The following is a 19,370-nucleotide window of genomic DNA, read 5'->3' as shown; positions in this document are numbered from 1 at the left end:
GGCAGCCGGCCGGTCCGGATCCTCAAGCCTCGGGATCTGCTTGGCGAGCCGTGCCGAGTCCGGTAACACGTGGACTGCCCGCGGGCGCAGATCGCGCACCGATTAGGTTTCCGCGCCGCACCCGTCTGTATGTGCGAGATCGGCTCACGGGAGGTTGGCACGATGCGGAAACTGATCTTCGGCATGAACGTGACGCTGGACGGCTACATCGCCGCCACCGGCGACGACATCGGCTGGGGTGGAGGGGAGGGACCGGACTCATCGCCGAGCGGCGAGCTGTTCCAGTGGTGGTACCACCGGATGGCGGCGAGCGATCTGTCGCTGTACGGGCGCAAGCTGTGGGAAGCGATGGCCTCCCACTGGCCGACCGCCGACCAGCGGCCCGACGCTCTCCCGGCGGAGATCGAGTACGCGCGCCTCTGGCGGGACATGCCGAAGGTGGTGTTCTCCTCGACGATCGACAAGGTCGACTGGAACACCCGCCTGGTCACCGGCGACGCGGTCACCGAGATCGCCCGGCTCAAGGCCGAGGACGGCGGCCCGCTGGACATCGGCGGCGCGACGCTCGCCGGGGCGGCCATGCGGGCCGGGCTGATCGACGAGTACGCACTGGTCACCGCGCCGGTCCTGGTGGGCGGCGGCACGCCGTTCTTTACCGCGCTGGACAGCTGGATGAACCTCAACCTGGTCGAGACGCGGACATTCCCCGGCGGCATGGTGCTCACCCGATACGAGACGAGGCGATGAGCACGCGCCAGAAGCTCGGCTCGTAACCCCACCGAATTCCCCAAGGGCGCTCGTCGATGAGGGAACCTTCTCCCGGCCTTTCCTGCCGCTCCGAGTGGGCTATCGACCGCCTCGCTGAAGAAGGGGGACGACGGCAACGGGGACGTGCCTGATCAGAGCGTCGCGGGCAGACCCAGCCATGGTTTGTCGGCGGCGTCGAATCCGGTGAGCTCGGCGATCTTCCCATCGACGATGTGCAGGAGCGCGATGGTGAACAAACGGTATTCCGGGTCTCCGGGGGCGCGGAGGTACAGCACGGCGGCAGGCATGCGGTTGATTGTCGTGGCGATGCAGCGCCAGTCGTCGTAGCCGTGTTGGAAGAGCCCGCTGGAGACCCAGCCGTCCACCGCGTCCGCGGCCGTGACGACCAAGGTGCCCGGATCGGGCAGCATCGCGAAGCGCAGGTCGTCGCGCAGCAGGGCCGTCAGCCCGTCGAGGTCGTTGCGCTCATGTGCGTCGATATACGACTTCACCAGGACGCGCTCGTCGTTCGACAGCTCATGCGTGGCGGGACGCCGCCAGTCGAGACGGCGGTCGGGCAGCTGCTCGCGCATCGTCACGCGCGCCCGCTGCAGCGCGCTCGTCACCGATGCGACGGTCAGTTCAAGGGCGTCGGCGGTCTTCGACGCGGGCCAGCCGAGGACGTCGCGCAGGATGACCACCGCCCGCTGCCGCGGCGGCAGGTGCTGGACGGCGACGATGAACGCCAACTCGATCGTCTCCCGGGCCACCACCGATTCCTGCGGGTCCTCCGGGAGCATCCGGTCCGGGTAGGGCTGCAGGTAGTGCACTTCCGAGCCCGCGCCCGGCAGTTCGACAGGCACGGGAGTGCGGTCGTTGCGCTTGTCCAGGAAGTCGAGGCAGGCGTTCGTCGCGATCCGGTGCAGCCAGGTCCGCAGCGCGGCGCGGCCCTTGAACGACTCCCGCTTGTTCCACACCCGCAGGAACGTCTCCTGCGTCATGTCCTGGGCGTCGTCGTAGTTCGCGAGCATCCGGTAGCAGTGCACCTGCAGCTCACGCCGGTAGTGCTCCGTGATGAGCGCGAACCGTGCTGCGTCGTTCGAGCGGGCCGCCGCGATGAACGCGGCCCCGTCGTCGCCCAGCAGGCTGGCATCGTTCATGGTCGTCGATCCTTCCGCAGGTGGCGAGGGCTACCAGAACTGACGACGTGGCGGAGGATTTCTGAGCGGTGAAGCGCAGATCGTTGCGAGACTCCCCGCAGGTCCAGGCGGACCTCGCCGTACTGGCGTACGTGGGGCCAGAACAGCGGGGTGAGGCCGGGGTGAGCCGGTCGCCATTCGGTTCGGCCGAGACGTCCTGGAGCACGAGGGCGTTGGGACGCGCGTTCGCGCAGATAGCGGGCGACGAACGCAGTGCGCCGGGCTCGCCCGATCTCCGGGTCGACCTCCCGGGCGTGCAGTTCGTCTCCCAGCAGCACCAGTGGCTCCTTCATGGACCGGGCGATCCGGTCCGGCTTGTAGATCACCGGCGTGTCGCCGGGCTTGGGCGCGTCCAGGACGGCACGCGGCAGTCCGCGGCCGCGAGGGGCGTCCAGCCGCATTCGATGATCTTGTACTCGTCCGGAGACTCGGGCATAGCCGGTCCGGACGGTACTGGTGCGGGCGGCGGCGGGGGCCTTCGCGGCGGGCTGCTGGTTGATCAAGGACGTTGGAAGGTGACCTCGGGAAGAGCGGGTATCTGCTGGTCGAACGGTGGTTGGTAGCCGTGCTTGAGGTGCTGGTCGAAGAAGGCGGCGATCACGGTCCGGGTGATCTGTTGCGCGCGTTGCGCGCGCAGGGCGTCGCTGGGCCTGCGCAGCAGCTGTTCCAGCACCGGGAGATCGGTGAAGGTGTTGTGGTCGGCGCCCGTCACCGTCAGCCAGCGTTTCCAGCCGTGCAGCCGTGCCCAGTCACGGTCCCAGGTGTGGTCCTTGCCCGGGGCGTGGTCGGACTGGCTGCCGAGCAGGAGAAAGGGCCGGTCCAAACCGCTGGTGGGGAGCGGGGCGCGGAAGGTGCCGTCCATGTTCGCGCCGGCGCGGATGCGGTCGTCTGCGGGCATCGCCGCTGCGGCTGCGGCTCCGCCGAGGGAGTGCCCGGCCATACCGATCCGGGCCGTGTCGATCATGCGGGCATGGCGCCAGGCCGGGCGGGGGCCGGTGAGCCGGTCGAGAACGAACCTGGCGTCGGCGACCCGGTTGCGGATCACGGTGGCCAGCCCGCCGCTCGGCGGTCGGTCGCAGATCGCGGCGCAGCCAAGGGTGCGGCCATCGGGGAAGGCGGTGCCTGCGGATTCATAGGTGTGGTCCACCAGCGCGACGACGTATCCGCGGCTGGCCAGGTCTTCGCTGAGGCCGGTCAGGGTGGTGCGCGGGAGTGTGAATCCGGGCGATAGCAGCACCATCGGGTACCGGCCGGGCACCGGCTCGGCGTCAGATCGTGCGTGGATGCCCAGGCGGGCGATGGTGTCGGCCGCGCCGGCGGCTTGGGGAGCCTTTCGCTGCAGGAGCAGCCGGGCTTCCTGGACGGTCATGTACGAGGCCGCGGAGCCGCCGGTTCCGGGCTTGGCGGGGTAGTACATCGTCACCATTAGCTCGCGTGTTCCAGCCGTCGGTGTCCAAGGGTCCCGGCGCGCCTTGTCGACGAGGTGCAGGGTGGTGCGCCCGACCGCGGAGCTTCCGGTCGGGCGGGGCAGCGTCGCCGCGGCTTCCTCGGCGGCGGCCGAGGGCGAGCCGGGTTCCGATCTCGATGTGGGCGGGTTGGTGCATGCTCCGGCCGCCGATGCCAGGCACGCGGCCAGGACCATGACGATCACCCGTCGCGGAGTCCCGGTGGTCTGTCGGTTCATGAGATGCCTTCTGAAAGTTCGGGCGGTTCATAGGTCGCGTCGCTGGACGGCGAGCACGGCGAGGACGGCGGTGGCCAGCGGCCACAGGGCGAACACCGTCCACGCGGCGGCCGTCGTGGGCAGCCCGGGAAGGTCTCGGGGGTCGCGCATGGCCAGGCAGGTCCGCCAGACGTAGTTGGGGAACATCGCGTACAGGTCGTTGACCCACTGGTGGACGGTCGGCTTGAAGAACGTCGGCACGACGACCAGGACCGCGCTGCAGGTGACGACGCTGGCGGCGGTGTGCCGCAGCAACGCCCCCAGGCCCAGGCCTGCCAGCGCCGCGATCGGCGCCAGCAGCGCGTTGGCGACCAGCACGTGTGCCACGCCGGGGTCGCCGAGGGTGAGGCCGATGCCGCGGCCGGACAGGATCGCCTGGCTCACGGCGAAGGTGGCAAGCGACACGACCGTCCCGACGCACAGCATCACGACCGCCACGACGGTCACCTTGGCGGTCATCACCAGATGCCGGGCCGGTACGGCCGTGAAGGTGGTGCGCACGGAGCCGGTGGCGTACTCGCCGACGATGGCCAGCGCGCCCACGCAGCCTGCGCCGATCATCAGCAAGGCCGCGGTGACGCCGCTGAACGCTCGGTCATCGGGTCGAAGTGCGCCTTCTCCGCCGGCCGGAAGCTCGGCCAGTCCTGGTAGGTGCCCAGGCTCTTCTGCGCGGCGATCGCGACGAACAGCAGCGTTCCGAGTCCCAGCACGTAGCGGGTCGAACGCAGCGACCACAGCTTGATCCACTCCGCGGCGAACAGGTCGCGGAACCGGACCCCGGGTTCGGACGCCGAGTTCCGTCGGACGGACGCGGCCTGCGCGGCGTCCGGGGTCTGGGCGGTCATCGGTGGTCTCCTGCCAGGTAGTCGGCGCGGTCGACGGTGAGCTGCATGAACGCCTCTTCCAGGGACGCGGTGCGCGTGACGAGTCCGTGCAGCACGATCCCGTTCTGGAACGCCAGGTCACCGATCCGGGCGGCGGGCAGGCCGGTCACCGTCAGCGTCTGGTCGCCGTCGGGCTGCGCGTCGGCGCCGGCGGCGGTCAGCACGGCCGCCAGCCGCGAGCCGTCGGGGGTGCGCACGGTGACGTGGTCGGCGGTGCCCCGTGCGGCGAAGTCCGCGACCGTCTCCTCGGCGATCAGCTCCCCTTGGCCGACGACGACCAGCCGGTCGGCGGTGTTCTGCATCTCGCTCATCAGGTGGCTGGAGACCAGCACCGTGCGGCCCTCGGCGGCCAGGGAACGGAACAGGCCGCGCACCCACCGCACGCCCTCGGGGTCCAGGCCGTTGACCGGCTCGTCGAACATCAGCACCGGCGGGTCCCCCAGCAGGGCGGTGGCGATCCCGAGCCGTTGCCGCATGCCCAGGGAGAACCCGCCGACGCGGCGGCGGGCCACCTGGGCCAGCCCCACCTCCTCAAGTACTTGACGCACTCGGCGGGCGGGCAGGCCGTTGCTGCGCGCCAGCGCCGACAGGTGCGCGGCGGCGCTGCGGCCGGGATGGACGTCACCCGCGTCCAGGAGCGCACCGACGTGGTGCAGCCCGGCGCGGCGCTGCCCGAACGGGCGCCCCTGGACGGTGGCGGTTCCGGCCGTGGGCCGGTTCAGGCCCAAGATCATGCGCATCGTGGTGCTCTTGCCCGCCCCGTTGGGGCCCAGGAATCCGGTGACCTGACCGGGCGGCACCGTGAAGGACAGGTCGTTGACCGCCAGGACGTCCCCGTAGCGCTTGGTCAATCCGTTGACTTCGATCACCCGGTTCACGCTGCCCGAGCACCGGAGTGCGCCACATCGGTCTCGTGGCGGGAATCGCCGGCGCCGGATCTGCCTGGGGGCATACGCCTGCGGGCATAGGCCTCAGGGCTGACGCGCGGCGCCCGCTCCGGCTTCTACGATCACGCCTGTGGATCAGACTGCGCCCACTGCCTTCTCCCCGCTTCCGCAACGCCTGCCGCCCCCCGTCCGGGCAGCACTGGCCGGGTGCGGCGTGGCCGCTCTGGCACTGGCGCTGTGCGCCACGCTCACCAGCGGTAACGGGCCTGGCGCCACCGGGGAGCGATGGGGCGGGCTCGTGGTCCCGATGGCCGTGGCCCTGGCATCGCCGGTCGCGTGGGCGCGCCACAAGCCGTGGCCGGTGTTGGCGGTGCTGCTGACCGAGATGACCGTCGCCGCAGCGGCGCTGGGGTCGGGGCTGGAACAGCTCTGGCCGCTCCTGCTGGTGGCGGGCCTGCTGGTCTCGCTCATAACCGCGACCCGCGCACCCCGGGCGGGAGTCGCTGCGGCGGCCCTCACCCTCGCCGTCCAGCAGCTCACCTGGCAGGCGAGCCTGTTCGCCGAGGGCGGCTGGAGGCGCGTACTGGCCCCGGGGTTCCTCGGGCTGACGGTGCTGCTGGCGCTGAGCGTCCTGGCGGCCTGGCTGGCCGGGACGCTGATCCGCCAGCGCCGCGAGTACGAGCAGGCCCTGCTCGGGCACGCCACCGCCGAGGCGGTGACCGCCGAGCGCCTGCGCATCGCCCGCGACCTGCACGACATGATCGCCCACAGCATCGGCGTGATCGCGATCCAAGCCGGCGCGGGCAGCCGGGTCATCGACACCGCACCCGACCAGACCCGGGACGCGCTGGACGCCATCGAGGACACCAGCCGCCGGACACTGTCGGAACTGCGGCGAATGCTCGGCATCCTCCGCCAGGCCGAACCAGACCCGGTGACAGCCGCGGGCACAGAACCGCTCGCCGGGCTGGCCGCCCTTGATCGGCTGGTCGCGTCCACGGCCGACGCCGGTGTCCGGATGCAGGTGCGCCGGCGCGGAACCCCGACCCCGCTGCCACCGACCATCGACCACGCCGCGTTCCGGATCGTCCAGGAATCGGTGACCAACGTGGTCCGGCACGCCCGCACCCCCCGCTGCCAGGTGACGATCGAGCACCGGCCCGGCGAACTGCTCGTCCAGATCTCCGACGACGGCCCGGGCGGCGCGTCCGCCACCGGCCCCGGTTACGGCATCTCCGGCATGCGTGAACGCGTCGCGCTGCTGAACGGGCAGCTCACCGCCGCCCCTCGTCCCGACGGCGGCTTCGCCGTCAGCGCGAGGATCCCGATCCCCGCCACCGCCCCGTCGCACCCGCCCCAGTCGATCAGGGCACGATGACGATCCGCGTCGTCCTCGCCGATGACCAGGAACTCATCCGCGCCGGGCTGCGCATGGTCATCGACGCTGCCCCGGACCTCCAAGTCGTCGGCGAGGCCGAAACCGGAACCCAGGCGGTCCGGCTGGTCCGCCGCCTGCGTCCCGAGGTGGTCGTCATGGACATCCGGATGCCCGGCATGGACGGCATCGAGGCCACCCAGATGATCGCCGCCGAGGCGACGGCCCGCGTCGTCATGCTCACCACCTACGACAACGACACCAACGTCTACGCCTCGCTCCGCGCCGGAGCCAGCGGCTTCCTGGTCAAGGACATGGCGCTGGACGACATGATCACCGCCGTTCGGGTCGTCGCCGCCGGGGACGCGCTGATCGCCCCCGGCGTCACGCGCCGGCTCATCGCCGAATTCGCCGACCGGCCCGAGCCTGCTCCGACGCCTGCGAGCCTTCCGGGCGTCACCGATCGCGAACGCCAGGTCCTCACCCTGGTCGGACGCGGGCTGTCCAACGCCGAACTGGCCGCCGAACTCCACATCAGCCCGGGCACCGCCAAAACCCACGTCGCCAACCTGCTCACCAAGCTCGGCGCCCGCGACCGCGTCCAACTTGTCATCCTCGCCTACGAACACCGACTCATCACACCGTCCCGCTAACCGACCCCCGGCCATCACCAGCCGACCGCACGCAGATGATCCGCGATCAGCGCTTGTAGCCGAAGTACTCGGGCGAGGGGCCCGCGTTGATCGTGCGGACCGGAACCACGAACCGCAGCCCGCCACCCCACGCCGACACGATCGGCACACCGCCTTGCACCTCGATCAGCACCACGTTGGCCGCGGCGTGCGTCTCCGCACGCACATCGACGTGCGACGGCCTGTCCCGCGCCAACGCCGGCTCATTCGGCTCAATGACCGGAGGGAGCCCAACGCTGTTCGCCACCAGCATCTCAACCTCGGCCAAAGGGGGCCAGGATCTGCTGTTTGGTGGCCTCGGTCCGATCGGCGACCGCGTTCCACACGGTGAGCCGCCGGTTCATCTGCCTCCGATGCGAACGGCGGCCATTCGCCACGGTCGTCCTGCTGACCAGGCGGCGCGAAGACGCCGCCTTAAATGACTTTTAGTAGTCAATTGACAGCACTATGTTACCATGGTGACGGCCAGTGGGTGCGGAGGGCCCGGCGCGGTTCCGGGCGTCGCCGCGCTCACCCACGTACCGGCGCGCGGAGCAAGGGAGACGGGCGATGAGACGGGCTCGATCGGCGTGAGCGGGCTGGCCACGGCGGCTCCGCAGGTCACGGTCCGTACCGCGGTACCGTTGGACGTCCCCATGGTGGCCGCGACGATGTGCGCAGCGTTCTTCGACACACCGGTCACATCGTGGGTTTTCCCCGATGCAGGTCGGCGGGCCGAGCTGCTGCCCGCGCACTACGCGATGATCGTCCGGCAGTTCGTGGAGCGCGGAGAGGTCCGGCTGGCGGACGAGGGCGCCGGAGCCTGCCTGTTCTACCCGCCGGACGCGTCCCGGCCGTCGGCGGACGGTCTGGCGGCCGCCCTCCGGCCCGTCATCGGGGACAGCGCCGACCGGAGCGCCCAGGTGTTCCGGACCCTGGAGGCGCACCGCCCGGACGGTCGCCCGCACTACCACCTGGCGTACATCGCCGTCCGTCCCGGCAGCCGGGCGTCGCTGAGCATGGCGCTGATACAGGCGCTGCTCGACCGGGCGGACGCCGACGGGCTCGGCGTCTACGCCGAATGCACCAGCCGGGACAGCCGGACCGCCGCCCGGCTCTTCGGGTTCGCCCCGATGGAAAGCTTCTCGCTCCCGGACGGGCCGTCGATCCACCCGTGCTGGCGCGAGCCGCGCCCGCCGGGGAGCCGGGGTTGACCGACGCCCCGCCCCCCGGGCGGCACACTTCGCGGCCGCTGACCCTGCCCGGCGACGTGATGCGCGACGCGGGACGGCACGTGATCGACATGATCTGCGCTCACCTGGACGAAGGGGCCGCGGAGCCCGTCACGGCCCGGTTGCCGCCGCAGACCGCGAAGGAGTTGCGCGACCAGCCCGTCCCGCTGTCGCCCGCCGACCCTCTGCAGGTGCTCGGGGAGCTGGGGCCGCTGCTGCGGTCGGGGAACACGCATCCCGACCACCCCCGGTTCCTGGCGTTCGTCCCGAGCCCGGGGAACTACATGGGGGTACTGGCGGCCGCTCTCGCGGCGGGTTTCGCCGTGCCGACCGGATGGTCCTTCTCCGGACCGGTGTCGACCGCGATCGAGAAGACCACCATCGCGTGGCTGGTGGAGTTGCTGGGCCTGCCGCCCGAGACCGGCGGGCTGTTCGTGTCCGGTGGTTCGACGGCCACCCTCCACGCCCTCACCGTGGCACGCGACACCACGGCGGGTTCGCAGTACGACCGCGCCACCGCCTACTGCTCCGACCAGACCCACTTCTCGGTGGGTCGTGCCCTGCACGTGCTGGGGATTTCCCGAGATCGGGTACGGCACCTGCCGACCGGCATGGACGGACGCCTGGACGTCCGGCAGGTCGAGGAGCGGGTACGAGCCGATCGCCGCGCCGGCCTCACACCGTTCGCGGTGATCGCGAACGCGGGCACGACCGGCACCGGGGCCGTCGACCCGCTGGCGGACCTGTCCGCGCTGTGTTCACGGCACCGGCTCTGGTTTCACGTCGACGGGGCCTTCGGAGCGGCCGCCGCGATCACGGAGGAAGGACGGCGCGCGGTGCCCGGCCTGCCATTGGCCGATTCCCTCAGCATCGATCCCCACAAGTGGCTGTTCCAGCCCGCCGAAATCGGCTGCGTGCTGCTGCGCCGCCCGGAACTCCTGCGGCAGAGCTTCGGTGTCCCCCACCCCTCGTACCTGTCGGGCGCCGACGGGACGGACGAGGACCTGATGCAGTACGGCATCCAGCAGACCAGGGAATTCCGGGCGCTGAAGCTGTGGCTGTCGCTGAAGGTGTTCGGCGCGCGGGCGTTCCGCGACGCCGTCGCCGCGGGCATGCAGCTGGCCGAGGACGTCGGGAAGCACATCGCGTCGCGCGACGATCTCGAGCTGGTCACCGCGCCGAGCCTGGGGGTGTTGACCTTCCGCCCCATCGCCCGCGCGCTCGTCCCCCGCGACCGGCTCGACCGGATCACCGACCGTGTCGTCGGCGCGATCGCCGAAAGGCTGGCCGAATCCGGAGACGCACTCGTCATGCCCGCTCTCGTCGCCGACCGGCGCGTCCTGCGCCTGTGCACCATCAACCCCCGCGCCGACGTCCGGGAATTGGAGGCCGTCGTGGACGGCGTCGCCGCGCTGGCCGACGAGCTCATCACCGACCTGCTCACCGAGCCCAGGAGGACGCCCTGAGGAACGCCCCCGCCGCCGAACTCCTCGGCATCGACGCCCTGGACGCGGACGCGCTGCTGGACGAAGCGGCGGCACGGACCGGCCTGACCGACTTCGGGCCGCGTCGGTTCCACGACGGCCTGTACCGCCTGGTCACCGCGCTCCGCACCGAAGCGCGTCTCAATGCGGCGGGCCGGCGGGAGGCCCGCCGCACTCTGCTCGCGGCCCTGCTCAACCGCCTCCACCTGTACGGGCAGGCCTCGCCCACCGCCGCCCAAGGCATCCTCCCGCAGGAGCCGGTGTTCATCATCGGCCTGCCGCGCACCGGCAGCACCTTCCTGCAATCCCTCTTGGACGGCCACCCCGACCTGCGGGCCTTGCGGCTGTGGGAACTGCTGCATCCGGTCACCCCGCCCGGGGTCGCGCAACGGTGCCTCATCAGCCGGACCCGCCGGTACGTGGACGACTTCGAACGCGCCGTCCCCGGCTTCCGGAGCATCCACCTCATGGACGCGCAGGCGCCCGACGAGTGCGAACGGCTGATGACGACCGAATTCGCCAACACCACCCTGGGGCTCATCAGCTACCGGATCCCCTCGTACGCCTCCTGGGTACTGCAACAGGACTTGACCGACGCCTACCAGGGCCACCGGCGGCAGCTCGGCGCCATCATGGCGCGGATCCCCGGGGGAACGCCGCTGCTGAAATGCCCGTCCCACGTCTGGCATCTGCAGGCGCTGTCGGCGGTCTATCCCCGCGCCAAGCTGATCATCCTCCACAGGGACCCGCTGCAGGCGATCGCGTCGACCTGCAGCCTCACCCTGAACGTGCGCCGCAAGCGGACCGACCACGCCGATCCCGTCGAGATCGGTGCGCAGATCAGCCGGGTCGGCCGCGTGGCGCTGGATCGGCTCGTCACCTTCAGAACGGCCTTGCCGGCGCAGCTCACCGCCATCGACATCGACTTCGACGAACTGTGCGCCGCCCCGGCGGAGGTCGCCGAGCGCATCTTCCGGTTCCTGGACCTGCCGGTGGACCGATACGTCCGGCGAGCCTGCCGGACGTTCCTGGAGCAGCGTCCGCGCGGCCGCCACGGCGTCCACCGCTACGCACCGGAGACGTACGGGCTTCCCGCCGACCTCAACGACCGGTTCACCGTCTACCGCAATCTCTTCCTCCAGCCGCACGGCAACGAGGTTCGCGGCTGACCCGAACACCCCACCGGATACCGGGTGTGAGTGGTTGCGATACAGAAAGTGCCCACTGAGATCAATCTCGCTGATGCTTGGCTACTTCGCGGGGGCTTCGAGTAGCCGGGGCGCCGGCTCAGAGTTCCCGCATGTCGGGGATGTTCTTGTAGAGGGTGCCCGGGAAGACGCCGAGCCCAGGCTGCGGGCGGCGACCCACAGCAGGCCGTCGCCAGGACGGCACCGCCGACCGCGTATGCGTGGCGACCGAGGCCGGGTGAAGGTGGTGGTCGAGCGCTCTTTCAGGGGATGAGGATGGTCTTGCCGCTTGTACGGCCGGCTTCGGCGTCGTGGTGCAGGGCCGCCAGTTCGGTGAGCGGGCGGGCTGCCGTGATGTCCACGCGCACCATGCCGCTGTCGACAAGGGTGATGAGTTCGGTGAGTTGGGCGGGGTCGTTGCGGGCGATGAAGTGCGCGGCCGTCACGTCGGCTCCAGCCGGAGGTTCCACCGGGATGGTGATCGAGACGATCGAACCGCCGGGGCGGACGGCACGGCACAGTGCTTCCGCGGCCTCGGGCGGTATCGGGACGAGGTTGAACACCAGATCCACCGGGCGGTCCAGTACCTGATGCGGCGAAACCCGTGTGTAGTCGATGATCTGCTCGGCGCCGTAGGCGCGGACCCGTTCGGCGCTGCGGGGGCCGGCGGTGGCGATGACGTGCGCACCGGCATGGCGGGCCAGTTGGACGGCGAACATGCCGACGCCGCCGCCCGCGCCGTGGACGAGGATCCGGGTGCCCGGTTCGATGCGGGCGTGTTCGAACAGCCCCTGCCAGGCCGTGAGGCCTGCGACCGGGATCGCCGCCGCATGGTCGAGCGGGAGCCTGGAAGGAGCACTCACCAGCGTGGCAGCGGGGGCGGTGAGGTATTCGGCCGCCGCGCCGCCTTCGTCAAGACGGCCGACGACGTGGTCGCCGATCTTGAAGCGTTCGACACCGTCTCCGGTCCGGACGACCGTCCCGGCGACTTCGGAGCCGAGCGTGAACGGCAGGTCCTGCGGGACGATGTTCTGCATCATGCCGGCCCGGAAACCGACGTCAGAGGGGTTGAACCCGGCGGCGGCCACACGCACCAGCACCTCGCCTCGTCCCGGGTCCGGACGGTGGACCTCCTCGTAGCGGATCACGTCGGGCCCGCCGAAGGCGTGGACGCGCGCCGCCATCATCGACGCGCTCGGGCTCTTGGCACGCCGGCCCGATACGGATTCTGCTGTCATGGAGTCTTCCTGTCTGAAGCGGCACCAAGCCCTCGCTCCGCACCGGTACGGCTGCTTGCTGATCTTGAAGTGATTCGACCGTAGAGCCGGTTCCCAAGACGGACAATGCGTGTTCATCTCGGATTCTTAAGCGAGCGTCTTCGCGGTGAGAACCATCGCTAGGATCCGGGGATGGACGTGCTGAGCGATGTGATCGCCGTGATGCGCACCGGTGAGCCGCGATCGGCCCTGGTCGAATGGTCGGTGCCGTGGGGGCAGCGGTTCCGGACGGTGCCGGGAGCGGCGGGATTTCAGATCGTCCTGCGCGGTCCCTGCTGGTTCATCCCCGAAGACGGTGCCCCCTTCCCGCTGGCCGTCGGCGACGTGGTGTTCCTCCCGCATGAGAGTCGGCACGGCCTGGCCGATGCTCCCTCCACGCCCTTGGCCGAACACATCTGTGATCCGCAGGAGGACGTCAGGTTCGAACGCAGATATGCCGCCGCACCGGCCGGCCGGGCGAACGCCGGGTCTCTGGTCACGGTGACGTTGTGCGGGGCCTACCAACTCGACGCCGCTCGCGCTCACCCGCTGCTGAACGACCTGCCTCCGCTGCTGCACCTGCCCGCACGCCTCGGACACCATCCCCGGCTGCGCGCCGCCGTCGATCTGCTCGGCGCGGAACTCGAAGAACCCCAGCAGGGCACCGGCGCCCTCGTGCCCGCTCTGCTGGACACGCTGCTGCTCTACATCCTGCGGGCATGGCTCGCCGAGCAACCGGCGGGCAGCGGGGCCACCGGATGGGCGGCGGCGCTCGCCGACCCGGCCATCAGCACCGCCCTCGAGGCGATCCACCGCGATCCCGCGCGTCCCTGGAGCGTCGCCGGCCTGGGCGCACACGCGGGACTGTCACGGGCCGCTTTCTCCCGTCGGTTCACGGCGCTCGTGGGGCGGCCACCGCTGGCCTACCTGACTTGGTGGCGGTTGACGACCGCGATGCGGCTGCTGCGCGACTCCGACGCTCCACTGAGCGTCGTGGCAGAACAGGTGGGATATGGCTCGGAGTTCGCCTTCGCCAACGCGTTCAAACGCGAATTCAACCTCGCGCCCGGACGCTACCGGCGCAACAGCCGCTCTTCCGACCAGCTGAACCCGGCGGACTCCGATCTCGCCCACGCCCCGGTCTCCTCTTGACGGAGAAGGACGCGGGCTGGGCAGCAACGCTTGTCGCCCAGGAACCCGCCCCCGAGGCCGTGCCGCCGTACCCGCACGCCCGTAATCGACCACGGCTTGTGCTGTGAGACGGACGCCGACTTTCCGATCGTCGAGGAAGCCCTGAATCCGCCGGACGGGACGGGCCGGGAGACTCGCCGGTTTTGTCAGGGATGCATCGGCATCCGCGAGTTCATCGTCGAAGGCACCCATGAGGCGCCTCGATCGCCCGGCTGCTCGGGCATTAACCCGGCGACGATCTACAAGTACGTCCCCCGAACTCAAGACCATCCACCGCCCACACCTCGAGGCTGTTGACCAGACCACCCGCGCCGAACTGCCCGCCGGCCGAGACCCGCACGTGATTTCGGTGCGGACGAGCGGCTCGGCGACGAGGAGGTCCGGCCGTTCGGCCGGTTCCATGACCCCGGGTCATGTCAGAAAACGGGTGGTTCGGATTGTTAAAGCCGTCGGCGATCAGGAGTCCAACAGGACCCGATATATACCGCTCCACGAGTCATCGCGTTATGGCTGCGGTCACTCGGTAGTTGTGCGCACTTCGGTCGCAACGGCACGTGAGAAGCAGGAGGACGAGTGAGGCCGCGACGCCTGCGGCTGCGATCAAAGGCAACTGGGGCAGAGTGTGCGCTGCGACAGGCCACCTCCTCCTGCTCCGATAGCGATGGCGATGGCGGGCCTCGTGGCTGTGCGGAACCAGATCGTTCGTTTCAGGCACGAGGCCCGCGCCGTGCCGCTTCAGTTCGCCGACCTCGGTGGCCGGGTGCGGTTACTGGTGCGTGGCCAGGAACGGCAGGAGGACGTCGGCCATCTCGTCGGGTACTTCCTCTGCGAGGTCGTGGCCGGCGTCGAAGACATGCCCGGTGACGTCGTGAGCCATGAGTCGCATCTGGGATTCGTTGCGGTCGCCGATGAACGCGGATCCGCCCAGCGCCAGGACCGGGACGTCCAGTTTCTTCTGTGCGGTCTGCCGGTTCTGTTCGGCGTCGACGAGCATGGCCCGGTAGATGGAGAGCATCGCGCGGATGCCGCCGGGCATGGAGTAGCAGCGTACGTATTCGTCCACCGCGTCGGGGGTGGCGGTGTCGGGTCGGCTGCGCTCGTACTTGATCATGTAGGTGATCAACTCGCGCTCGTGTCCGCTGATCAGCATCTCAGGGACGTCCGGCTGGAAGTAGAAACCCAGATGCCACAGGTGCATGCCGCTGGAGACGTTCTCGGGGGTGAGGGCCGTGTGGTCCTCGAAGCCGAATCCGGGAACAGTGCCTCGGCGAACACGAGAGCAGTGACGTGGTCGCGGTGGCGGGCGGCGAGCTGGTAGCCGATCACCGCTCCCCAGTCCTCACCCGCCACGGCATATGTCCGGTGTCCGAGATGGTTCATCAGCTCGGCGATGTCGTCGCTCATGGTCGCGGAGTCGTAGCCGTCCGACGGTCGGGCGGAGTCGCCGAGACCGCGGAGGTCCGGCACGACGACGGTGTAGTGGGGCGTCAGCTTGGGAACGAGGTAGCGCCAGTGGTAGCTGGTCTTTGGCACGCCGTGCAGGAGCACCACTGCGGGCCCGGACCCGGCTGTGCGGTAGTGCAGACTCGTTCCGTTCACGGCGGCTCGGCCCGTTCGGACGGGCGTTCCTTCGTGGTCGAACATCATGTTTTTCAACCTTCCTGGTGTGCGTTGCGATGCGGGTGTCAGCGGGCTTGCGCGGGATCGACGAGGGTCACCAGGCGGCTCGGGCCGGTGCCGTCCGCGGTCGTCCGGGCAGCGGAACCGCCGGCGGGGCGCAGGGTGACGTTCTCTGGGTAGAGCCGGCCGAGCAGGGCCAGCACGACGAGGTCGTCCTGACCAGTGGCGTCCAGGGTGACGTCGCCGGTCTGCGTCCACACCAGTCCCGGCGCGCGCGCAGCGCGGACCAGATATCGGCGGTGCCGGATGCGTCGCCTGCGGCGGGGTCTTCACGCTGGGCGAAGCGGTGGCCGCGCAGGGCTTGGCCGAGGTCGACGTGGGCGGTGGTGCCGTCGTGGGTGACGTCGATGCGGGCGGTGCGGGTCCCGTCGGCGACCGGTGCGGTGACGGGACGGGCGGAGAGCGGGCCGAATGTGGTGGTGGCGGGCGGCAGGTTCTCGACGAGGGTGCGGGGTGCGGCGTAGTAGTCCTGCACCTCGGCGACATACGTGGCGGCTTCACCGACCGCCGGGTCGGGGCGCCAGGTCAGCAGGTACCGGGGTGCGGACAGGGGCGGCCGGTCGAGGACGGCGGGCAGGGCGGTGCCGCCGCCCGCCTCGAAGCCGTAGCCGACCGGACCGGAGGCGCCGGTGACGACGTTGCGGGCGAAAGCCACGATGCTGGTGTGCCGGATTTGCCGCACCAGGAGTTCGGTGAGGAACGCGTCGCGGGCCGGTTCGGTGTGCCGCAGTCCGGTCGGGGTGATCAGGAGTTGGTGAAGGGCAGCAGGGCGTCGCGCAGCAGGACCATCTGGTGGAGCCACTCGTTGTAGAGCTGCATCGTGACCGGTCCACCGCGACGTCCGCGGAGCAGATCGGCTGCGGGCGGGGTGAGCAGGTGGCCGTAGCAGTGGCTGCGGACGACCAACGGGCCGGCGGGCAGTTGTACCGGATCGTTGAGCAGCCGCTCCAGGGCCTCGGTCGACCAGGAGGCAAGCTCCTGGCCGATCGTCTCGGCCTGGGCGCCCAGTTCGCGCGCTGCCGGGGCGCTGTCCGGGCCGAGGGACAGCGGGAGGGATGTCTCCCGGGTGCCGAGGGCGAGCGCCGCGCGGATCTGGCCCTCCAGCACCTCGCTGTCGGCGCTCGTGAGGGCGTTGTCGTCGATGATTCCCTGTAGCAGCGGCTCGGTGGCGGTGAAGAACTCGCGGGCGGTCAGGGTGGTGCCGGCCGTGGGGAAGGTGTTCCAGCGGCTTCCGCCGAGAGCGGGCGTACCCGGGATGGACGTGCGGGGCATGGGTCCTCCGAAGTCTTCGATCGAAGCGGGCGGGGCCGCCGGATCCCGTGTCCGGGCGGCACCGGCGGGTTTTCTGGATCGTCTGATACAGATTCCGGGCATGAAAAAGTCAGTCGAGGGCGGCCAGCGCGACCTCCACAAGGGGTTCGAGCGCGCGGACGTCCGGCGTGATCTTCGCGGAGACCAGCAGTCCGTTGAGGAGGGTGACGAGGAAAGCGGCGAGGGTGTACGGGTCGTGCCGCTTCGCGATCTCGCCTCGCTCCGCCGCGACCCGCAGCACTTCGGCGAGCGCGTCCCGGCTGGCGTCCTGCATGTCGCGCACGGTGCGCCGGGTCGCCGCGTCCTCCGGCAGGCGCTCGCAGGCGGCATTGACCACCAGGCAACCCCGGCCGTCGTCCTCCACGGCGATCCGGACCCGCTCGACCAGCACCGTGCGGATCGCCGACCGGGCGTCCGCTCCCTCCTCCAGACTGCGCAGTGCGGCCGCCGCGAGGGTGGTGCGGTAGTGCTCCAGCGCCGCCCGGTACAGGCCGTCCTTGTCGCCGAACGCGGCATACAGGGACCCCTGCCCGATCCCCAGGTGCCCGGTCAGGTCGCGCACCGAGGTGGCCTCGTAGCCGCGCGTCCAGAACAGCTCCATCGCGCGGCTCACCGCCGCTTCCGTGTCGAACTCCCGGGTCCTTGCCATGACCCCCACCGTAGCTATCTGGATCGTACGATCAAAAAAGAGCCTGTGGCCGCCCGGCCATTCACTGACCCGCGGGTCGGCCTCACGGCTGCTCGTCGTCGGCGTCCACGGCGGTGTCCGGGCCGCGCAGCGGGCGCAGGGCTGGATTTGATGTCGAACAGGTAGCGGCCCAGGAAGTCGATATGCCGCTCCTTGAGCGGGGAGAGGCGGGCGACGTCCTCGTCCTTGATGTCGTGGCCCTCGGCGCGAAACTGGGCGACAGTCGCGTCCAGGGTGCACGTATTTCACCGCACAACGGCATTGATGACCAGGTCGAAGGCGGTGAGCTGGTCCTCCTGCCCTTGCGGTACGCCTGCCGGATCCGGATCTCCTCCACCTGCTCCATGGCCCGCACCATCGCCGTACCTGTCGACTTCGTCGGCGGAGTACGCAGCCGCTCCAGCTCGGAGACCCGATTGCCCTCCGGCACCACCAGCAGCTCAGCCAGCGCTGCGCGAGCGATGACGCGGCGCGGGTTACCGCCTCGTACAAGCGCCGCTCGGCAACCGTCCGGGCCGGGCAGCGGCACCCGCTTCTTCCGCAGCCACGTCACCGCGTGGTTGAACAGCGACCACCGGCCCCTCGGCGTGCGTCCACGCCCGCCCGTACAGGAAGCTGCGGAGCTATCGACGATCTTCCCCCGCACCAGGCCGATCACGTGTGCTCGGCGAGCATGATCGTTATAACCGGGATTTCCTGTACCTCAACTCACACCGGGTCTACCGGGATCTCTTCCTCCAACGGCACGGCCCCGAGCTTCGCGGCTGACCCGGGCACGCCCACCGGATACGCCCTGTTGGACCGTCCGTGTGCGGACGCGGAACGGCGCGGACGTTACCTCATCGCGCCGCGTGTCGACCGTGATGGCCACGTGGCGGAAATCCACCGGCACCGAATCCGCCGTTCACGGGACGCACTCATGGCGGTCGCGAGCGCTCAGGACTCGGAGATGATGCCGCCGAGCTGGTAGGCGGCGTGTCCGGCGAGTTTGGCGGTGCCGCGGTCGTAGCGCTGGGTGGTGACGGGCGAGGCGTGGCCGAGGAGTTGCTGGACGCGTTCGATGGGGGTTCCGGCGTCCAGGAGGAGGGTGGCGGCGGTGGCGCGCAGGACGTGGGGGGTGAGGCGGGCGGGGTCGATGCCGGCGGCGCGGGCGGCGCGGCGCAGGGCGGTGGTCTGCCGCCACCGGTCGAAGGTTTTGCCGTCTTCGCGGAGGATGAGGGGGTCGGTGCCGTTGCGGTCGTGCAGGAGCGGGTCGACCAGCGCGCGGACCGCAGAGGGGGACGCGGATCATCGTGCCGCCCTTGACGCGGAAGCGGACGACGGTGTGGCCCGATTCGGTGCCGATGCGGTCGATGGTGAGGTTTTCCAGTTCGGCGGCGCGCAGGCCGGTGCCGGCCAGCAGGGCGACGGCGGCGGCGTCGGCGGGGTGGCGGGCGGCGATGGCGTGGGCTCCGGCCAGCAGTGCGGCGGCTTCGGTGCGGGTGAGGGCGGGGGTGGCGCCGTCGCGGGACACCTCGGGCCGTTCGAGGTGCTGGGTGGGGTTGCGGTTGATGACGTGGCGGCGGGTGGCGTAGCGGTAGAGCGAGGCCAGGTGCGACAGGCGGCGGGCGACGGTGGCCGGGGCCAGGGGCCGTCCGCCGCGGTTGAGGCGGGCGGCGGCGCCGGTGGCGGTGCCCAGCTCGTCGGCGTAGGCGCCAGTGCGTCTTCGGTGACCTGCCACAGCCCGGCGCCGGGCGCGGTCTGCTGGAGCCAGCGGGCGAACGCGGCGGTGTCGGCGAGCCGGGTGCGGCGGGTGGCGGCGGTCTTGCGGTGCGCAGCCACGCCGCGACCGTCGGCCAGCTCGCGCCGGGCCCGG

Annotated in this window: 21 protein-coding genes and 2 pseudogenes; 8 read left to right on the top strand and 15 right to left on the bottom strand. The window is 70.6% G+C overall.

The genetic code is table 11. From position 1 onward, the window contains the following. Positions 1–162 precede the first annotated feature (162 nt). Entirely contained in the window at positions 163–747 is a 585-nt protein-coding gene (locus tag BJF79_RS00920) for a dihydrofolate reductase family protein (protein WP_075894567.1), read from the top strand. A gap of 152 nt (positions 748–899) precedes the next feature. Here the strand turns inward: BJF79_RS00920 and BJF79_RS00915 are convergent, their stop codons facing one another. The 6 genes from BJF79_RS00915 to BJF79_RS00900 all read right to left on the bottom strand — a co-directional run bounded on the left by BJF79_RS00915 (position 900) and on the right by BJF79_RS00900 (position 5,422). Further along, the gene (locus BJF79_RS00915) at positions 900–1,907 is read right to left on the bottom strand and encodes an RNA polymerase subunit sigma-70 (RefSeq protein WP_075894566.1); all 1,008 of its coding nucleotides are present in this window, start codon (positions 1,905–1,907) and stop codon (positions 900–902) included. After that, positions 1,904–2,449 (bottom strand): hypothetical protein, encoded by a 546-nt coding sequence (locus BJF79_RS52630; protein ID WP_158079053.1) that lies wholly within the window; start codon positions 2,447–2,449, stop codon positions 1,904–1,906. Before BJF79_RS52630 ends, BJF79_RS00915 begins: the two co-directional genes overlap by 4 nt. Continuing rightward, positions 2,446–3,363, bottom strand: coding sequence for an alpha/beta hydrolase family protein (locus BJF79_RS00910; RefSeq protein WP_262401340.1), 918 nt, complete (start codon positions 3,361–3,363; stop codon positions 2,446–2,448). Before BJF79_RS00910 ends, BJF79_RS52630 begins: the two co-directional genes overlap by 4 nt. A 294-nt stretch (positions 3,364–3,657) precedes the next feature. Then, positions 3,658–4,230: a hypothetical protein gene (locus BJF79_RS00905; protein ID WP_410050018.1), complete on the bottom strand. Its 573-nt coding sequence runs from the start codon at positions 4,228–4,230 to the stop codon at positions 3,658–3,660. Next, positions 4,230–4,514, bottom strand: a complete 285-nt coding sequence (locus tag BJF79_RS66350) for a hypothetical protein (protein ID WP_410050017.1) — start codon at positions 4,512–4,514, stop codon at positions 4,230–4,232. Before BJF79_RS66350 ends, BJF79_RS00905 begins: the two co-directional genes overlap by 1 nt. Beyond that, positions 4,511–5,422, bottom strand: a complete 912-nt coding sequence (locus BJF79_RS00900; RefSeq protein ID WP_075894575.1) for an ATP-binding cassette domain-containing protein — start codon at positions 5,420–5,422, stop codon at positions 4,511–4,513. The genes BJF79_RS66350 and BJF79_RS00900 overlap by 4 nt, the downstream gene beginning before the upstream one ends. 232 nt (positions 5,423–5,654) lie before the next feature. Here BJF79_RS00900 and BJF79_RS00895 point away from each other — a divergent pair, with 232 nt between their 5' ends. Both BJF79_RS00895 and BJF79_RS00890 read left to right on the top strand, forming a co-directional pair. Further along, positions 5,655–6,818 (top strand): sensor histidine kinase, encoded by a 1,164-nt coding sequence (locus BJF79_RS00895; protein WP_262401339.1) that lies wholly within the window; start codon positions 5,655–5,657, stop codon positions 6,816–6,818. Beyond that, on the top strand, positions 6,815–7,468 hold the full coding sequence (locus BJF79_RS00890) for a response regulator (protein ID WP_075894562.1): 654 nt from the start codon (positions 6,815–6,817) through the stop codon (positions 7,466–7,468). The genes BJF79_RS00895 and BJF79_RS00890 overlap by 4 nt, the downstream gene beginning before the upstream one ends. A 49-nt stretch (positions 7,469–7,517) precedes the next feature. Here BJF79_RS00890 and BJF79_RS52625 read toward each other — a convergent pair. Then, a pseudogene (locus BJF79_RS52625) lies at positions 7,518–7,778 on the bottom strand (hypothetical protein); the annotation flags it as partial. Positions 7,779–8,142: 364 nt separating this feature from the next. Here BJF79_RS52625 and BJF79_RS00885 point away from each other — a divergent pair. The 3 genes from BJF79_RS00885 to BJF79_RS00875 are packed head-to-tail and all read left to right on the top strand — an operon-like array spanning position 8,143 to position 11,371. Beyond that, positions 8,143–8,700 carry a hypothetical protein gene (locus BJF79_RS00885; protein ID WP_075894561.1) on the top strand — a complete coding sequence of 186 codons (558 nt, stop codon included), beginning with the start codon at positions 8,143–8,145 and terminating at the stop codon, positions 8,698–8,700. Then, the gene (locus BJF79_RS00880) at positions 8,661–10,184 is read left to right on the top strand and encodes a pyridoxal phosphate-dependent decarboxylase family protein (RefSeq protein WP_262401338.1); all 1,524 of its coding nucleotides are present in this window, start codon (positions 8,661–8,663) and stop codon (positions 10,182–10,184) included. The genes BJF79_RS00885 and BJF79_RS00880 overlap by 40 nt, the downstream gene beginning before the upstream one ends. Then, positions 10,067–11,371: a sulfotransferase family protein gene (locus tag BJF79_RS00875; protein ID WP_158079051.1), complete on the top strand. Its 1,305-nt coding sequence runs from the start codon at positions 10,067–10,069 to the stop codon at positions 11,369–11,371. The genes BJF79_RS00880 and BJF79_RS00875 overlap by 118 nt, the downstream gene beginning before the upstream one ends. 281 nt (positions 11,372–11,652) lie before the next feature. Here BJF79_RS00875 and BJF79_RS00870 read toward each other — a convergent pair whose 3' ends face one another. Next, positions 11,653–12,573, bottom strand: a complete 921-nt coding sequence (locus BJF79_RS00870; protein WP_262401344.1) for an NADP-dependent oxidoreductase — start codon at positions 12,571–12,573, stop codon at positions 11,653–11,655. A gap of 225 nt (positions 12,574–12,798) precedes the next feature. Between BJF79_RS00870 and BJF79_RS00865 the strand changes: the two genes are divergently transcribed. Further along, positions 12,799–13,797, top strand: a complete 999-nt coding sequence (locus BJF79_RS00865) for an AraC family transcriptional regulator (protein WP_075894558.1) — start codon at positions 12,799–12,801, stop codon at positions 13,795–13,797. Positions 13,798–14,602: 805 nt separating this feature from the next. Here BJF79_RS00865 and BJF79_RS57865 read toward each other — a convergent pair. The 7 genes from BJF79_RS57865 to BJF79_RS66340 form a co-directional block, all read right to left on the bottom strand. Beyond that, positions 14,603–14,986 (bottom strand): alpha/beta fold hydrolase, encoded by a 384-nt coding sequence (locus BJF79_RS57865; protein WP_262401337.1) that lies wholly within the window; start codon positions 14,984–14,986, stop codon positions 14,603–14,605. Beyond that, entirely contained in the window at positions 14,980–15,435 is a 456-nt protein-coding gene (locus tag BJF79_RS57860) for an alpha/beta fold hydrolase (RefSeq protein ID WP_262401336.1), read from the bottom strand. Before BJF79_RS57860 ends, BJF79_RS57865 begins: the two co-directional genes overlap by 7 nt. Positions 15,436–15,550: 115 nt before the next feature. Then, a complete protein-coding gene (locus BJF79_RS57855) occupies positions 15,551–16,318 on the bottom strand; it encodes a hypothetical protein (RefSeq protein ID WP_262401335.1) in 768 nt (255 codons plus the stop codon). Further along, a complete protein-coding gene (locus BJF79_RS57850) occupies positions 16,261–16,788 on the bottom strand; it encodes a hypothetical protein (protein WP_262401334.1) in 528 nt (175 codons plus the stop codon). The genes BJF79_RS57855 and BJF79_RS57850 overlap by 58 nt, the downstream gene beginning before the upstream one ends. A 109-nt stretch (positions 16,789–16,897) precedes the next feature. Next, positions 16,898–17,476, bottom strand: a complete 579-nt coding sequence (locus BJF79_RS00850; RefSeq protein WP_075894557.1) for a TetR/AcrR family transcriptional regulator — start codon at positions 17,474–17,476, stop codon at positions 16,898–16,900. A gap of 14 nt (positions 17,477–17,490) precedes the next feature. Next, positions 17,491–17,706 (bottom strand): hypothetical protein, encoded by a 216-nt coding sequence (locus BJF79_RS66345; RefSeq protein WP_410050021.1) that lies wholly within the window; start codon positions 17,704–17,706, stop codon positions 17,491–17,493. A gap of 745 nt (positions 17,707–18,451) precedes the next feature. Further along, positions 18,452–18,730, bottom strand: coding sequence for a tyrosine-type recombinase/integrase (locus BJF79_RS66340; protein WP_410050020.1), 279 nt, complete (start codon positions 18,728–18,730; stop codon positions 18,452–18,454). Positions 18,731–18,839: 109 nt separating this feature from the next. Between BJF79_RS66340 and BJF79_RS54995 the strand changes: the two are divergent. Then, a pseudogene (locus BJF79_RS54995) lies at positions 18,840–19,370 on the top strand (hypothetical protein); the annotation flags it as partial.

This window comes from Actinomadura sp. CNU-125, from assembly GCF_001942465.1.
In the GTDB taxonomy this organism is placed as follows: domain Bacteria; phylum Actinomycetota; class Actinomycetes; order Streptosporangiales; family Streptosporangiaceae; genus Spirillospora.
The sequence above is the reverse complement of the archived record's forward strand: the minus strand, read 5'-3'. Positions and strand labels throughout refer to the sequence as shown.

Bases quoted from the DNA above. Each gene is read 5' to 3' on its own strand.
- BJF79_RS00920 (WP_075894567.1), top strand. From the start codon at position 163: ATGCGGAAACTGATCTTCGGCATGAACGTGACGCTGGACGGCTACATC.
- BJF79_RS00915 (WP_075894566.1), bottom strand. From the start codon at position 1,907: ATGAACGATGCCAGCCTGCTGGGCGACGACGGGGCCGCGTTCATCGCG.
- BJF79_RS00910 (WP_262401340.1), bottom strand. From the start codon at position 3,363: ATGTACTACCCCGCCAAGCCCGGAACCGGCGGCTCCGCGGCCTCGTAC.
- BJF79_RS00905 (WP_410050018.1), bottom strand. From the start codon at position 4,230: ATGATCGGCGCAGGCTGCGTGGGCGCGCTGGCCATCGTCGGCGAGTAC.
- BJF79_RS66350 (WP_410050017.1), bottom strand. From the start codon at position 4,514: ATGACCGCCCAGACCCCGGACGCCGCGCAGGCCGCGTCCGTCCGACGG.
- BJF79_RS00890 (WP_075894562.1), top strand. From the start codon at position 6,815: ATGACGATCCGCGTCGTCCTCGCCGATGACCAGGAACTCATCCGCGCC.
- BJF79_RS00885 (WP_075894561.1), top strand. From the start codon at position 8,143: ATGGTGGCCGCGACGATGTGCGCAGCGTTCTTCGACACACCGGTCACA.
- BJF79_RS00870 (WP_262401344.1), bottom strand. From the start codon at position 12,573: ATGGCGGCGCGCGTCCACGCCTTCGGCGGGCCCGACGTGATCCGCTAC.
- BJF79_RS00865 (WP_075894558.1), top strand. From the start codon at position 12,799: ATGGACGTGCTGAGCGATGTGATCGCCGTGATGCGCACCGGTGAGCCG.
- BJF79_RS57865 (WP_262401337.1), bottom strand. From the start codon at position 14,986: ATGCTGATCAGCGGACACGAGCGCGAGTTGATCACCTACATGATCAAG.
- BJF79_RS57850 (WP_262401334.1), bottom strand. From the start codon at position 16,788: ATGCCCCGCACGTCCATCCCGGGTACGCCCGCTCTCGGCGGAAGCCGC.
- BJF79_RS00850 (WP_075894557.1), bottom strand. From the start codon at position 17,476: ATGGCAAGGACCCGGGAGTTCGACACGGAAGCGGCGGTGAGCCGCGCG.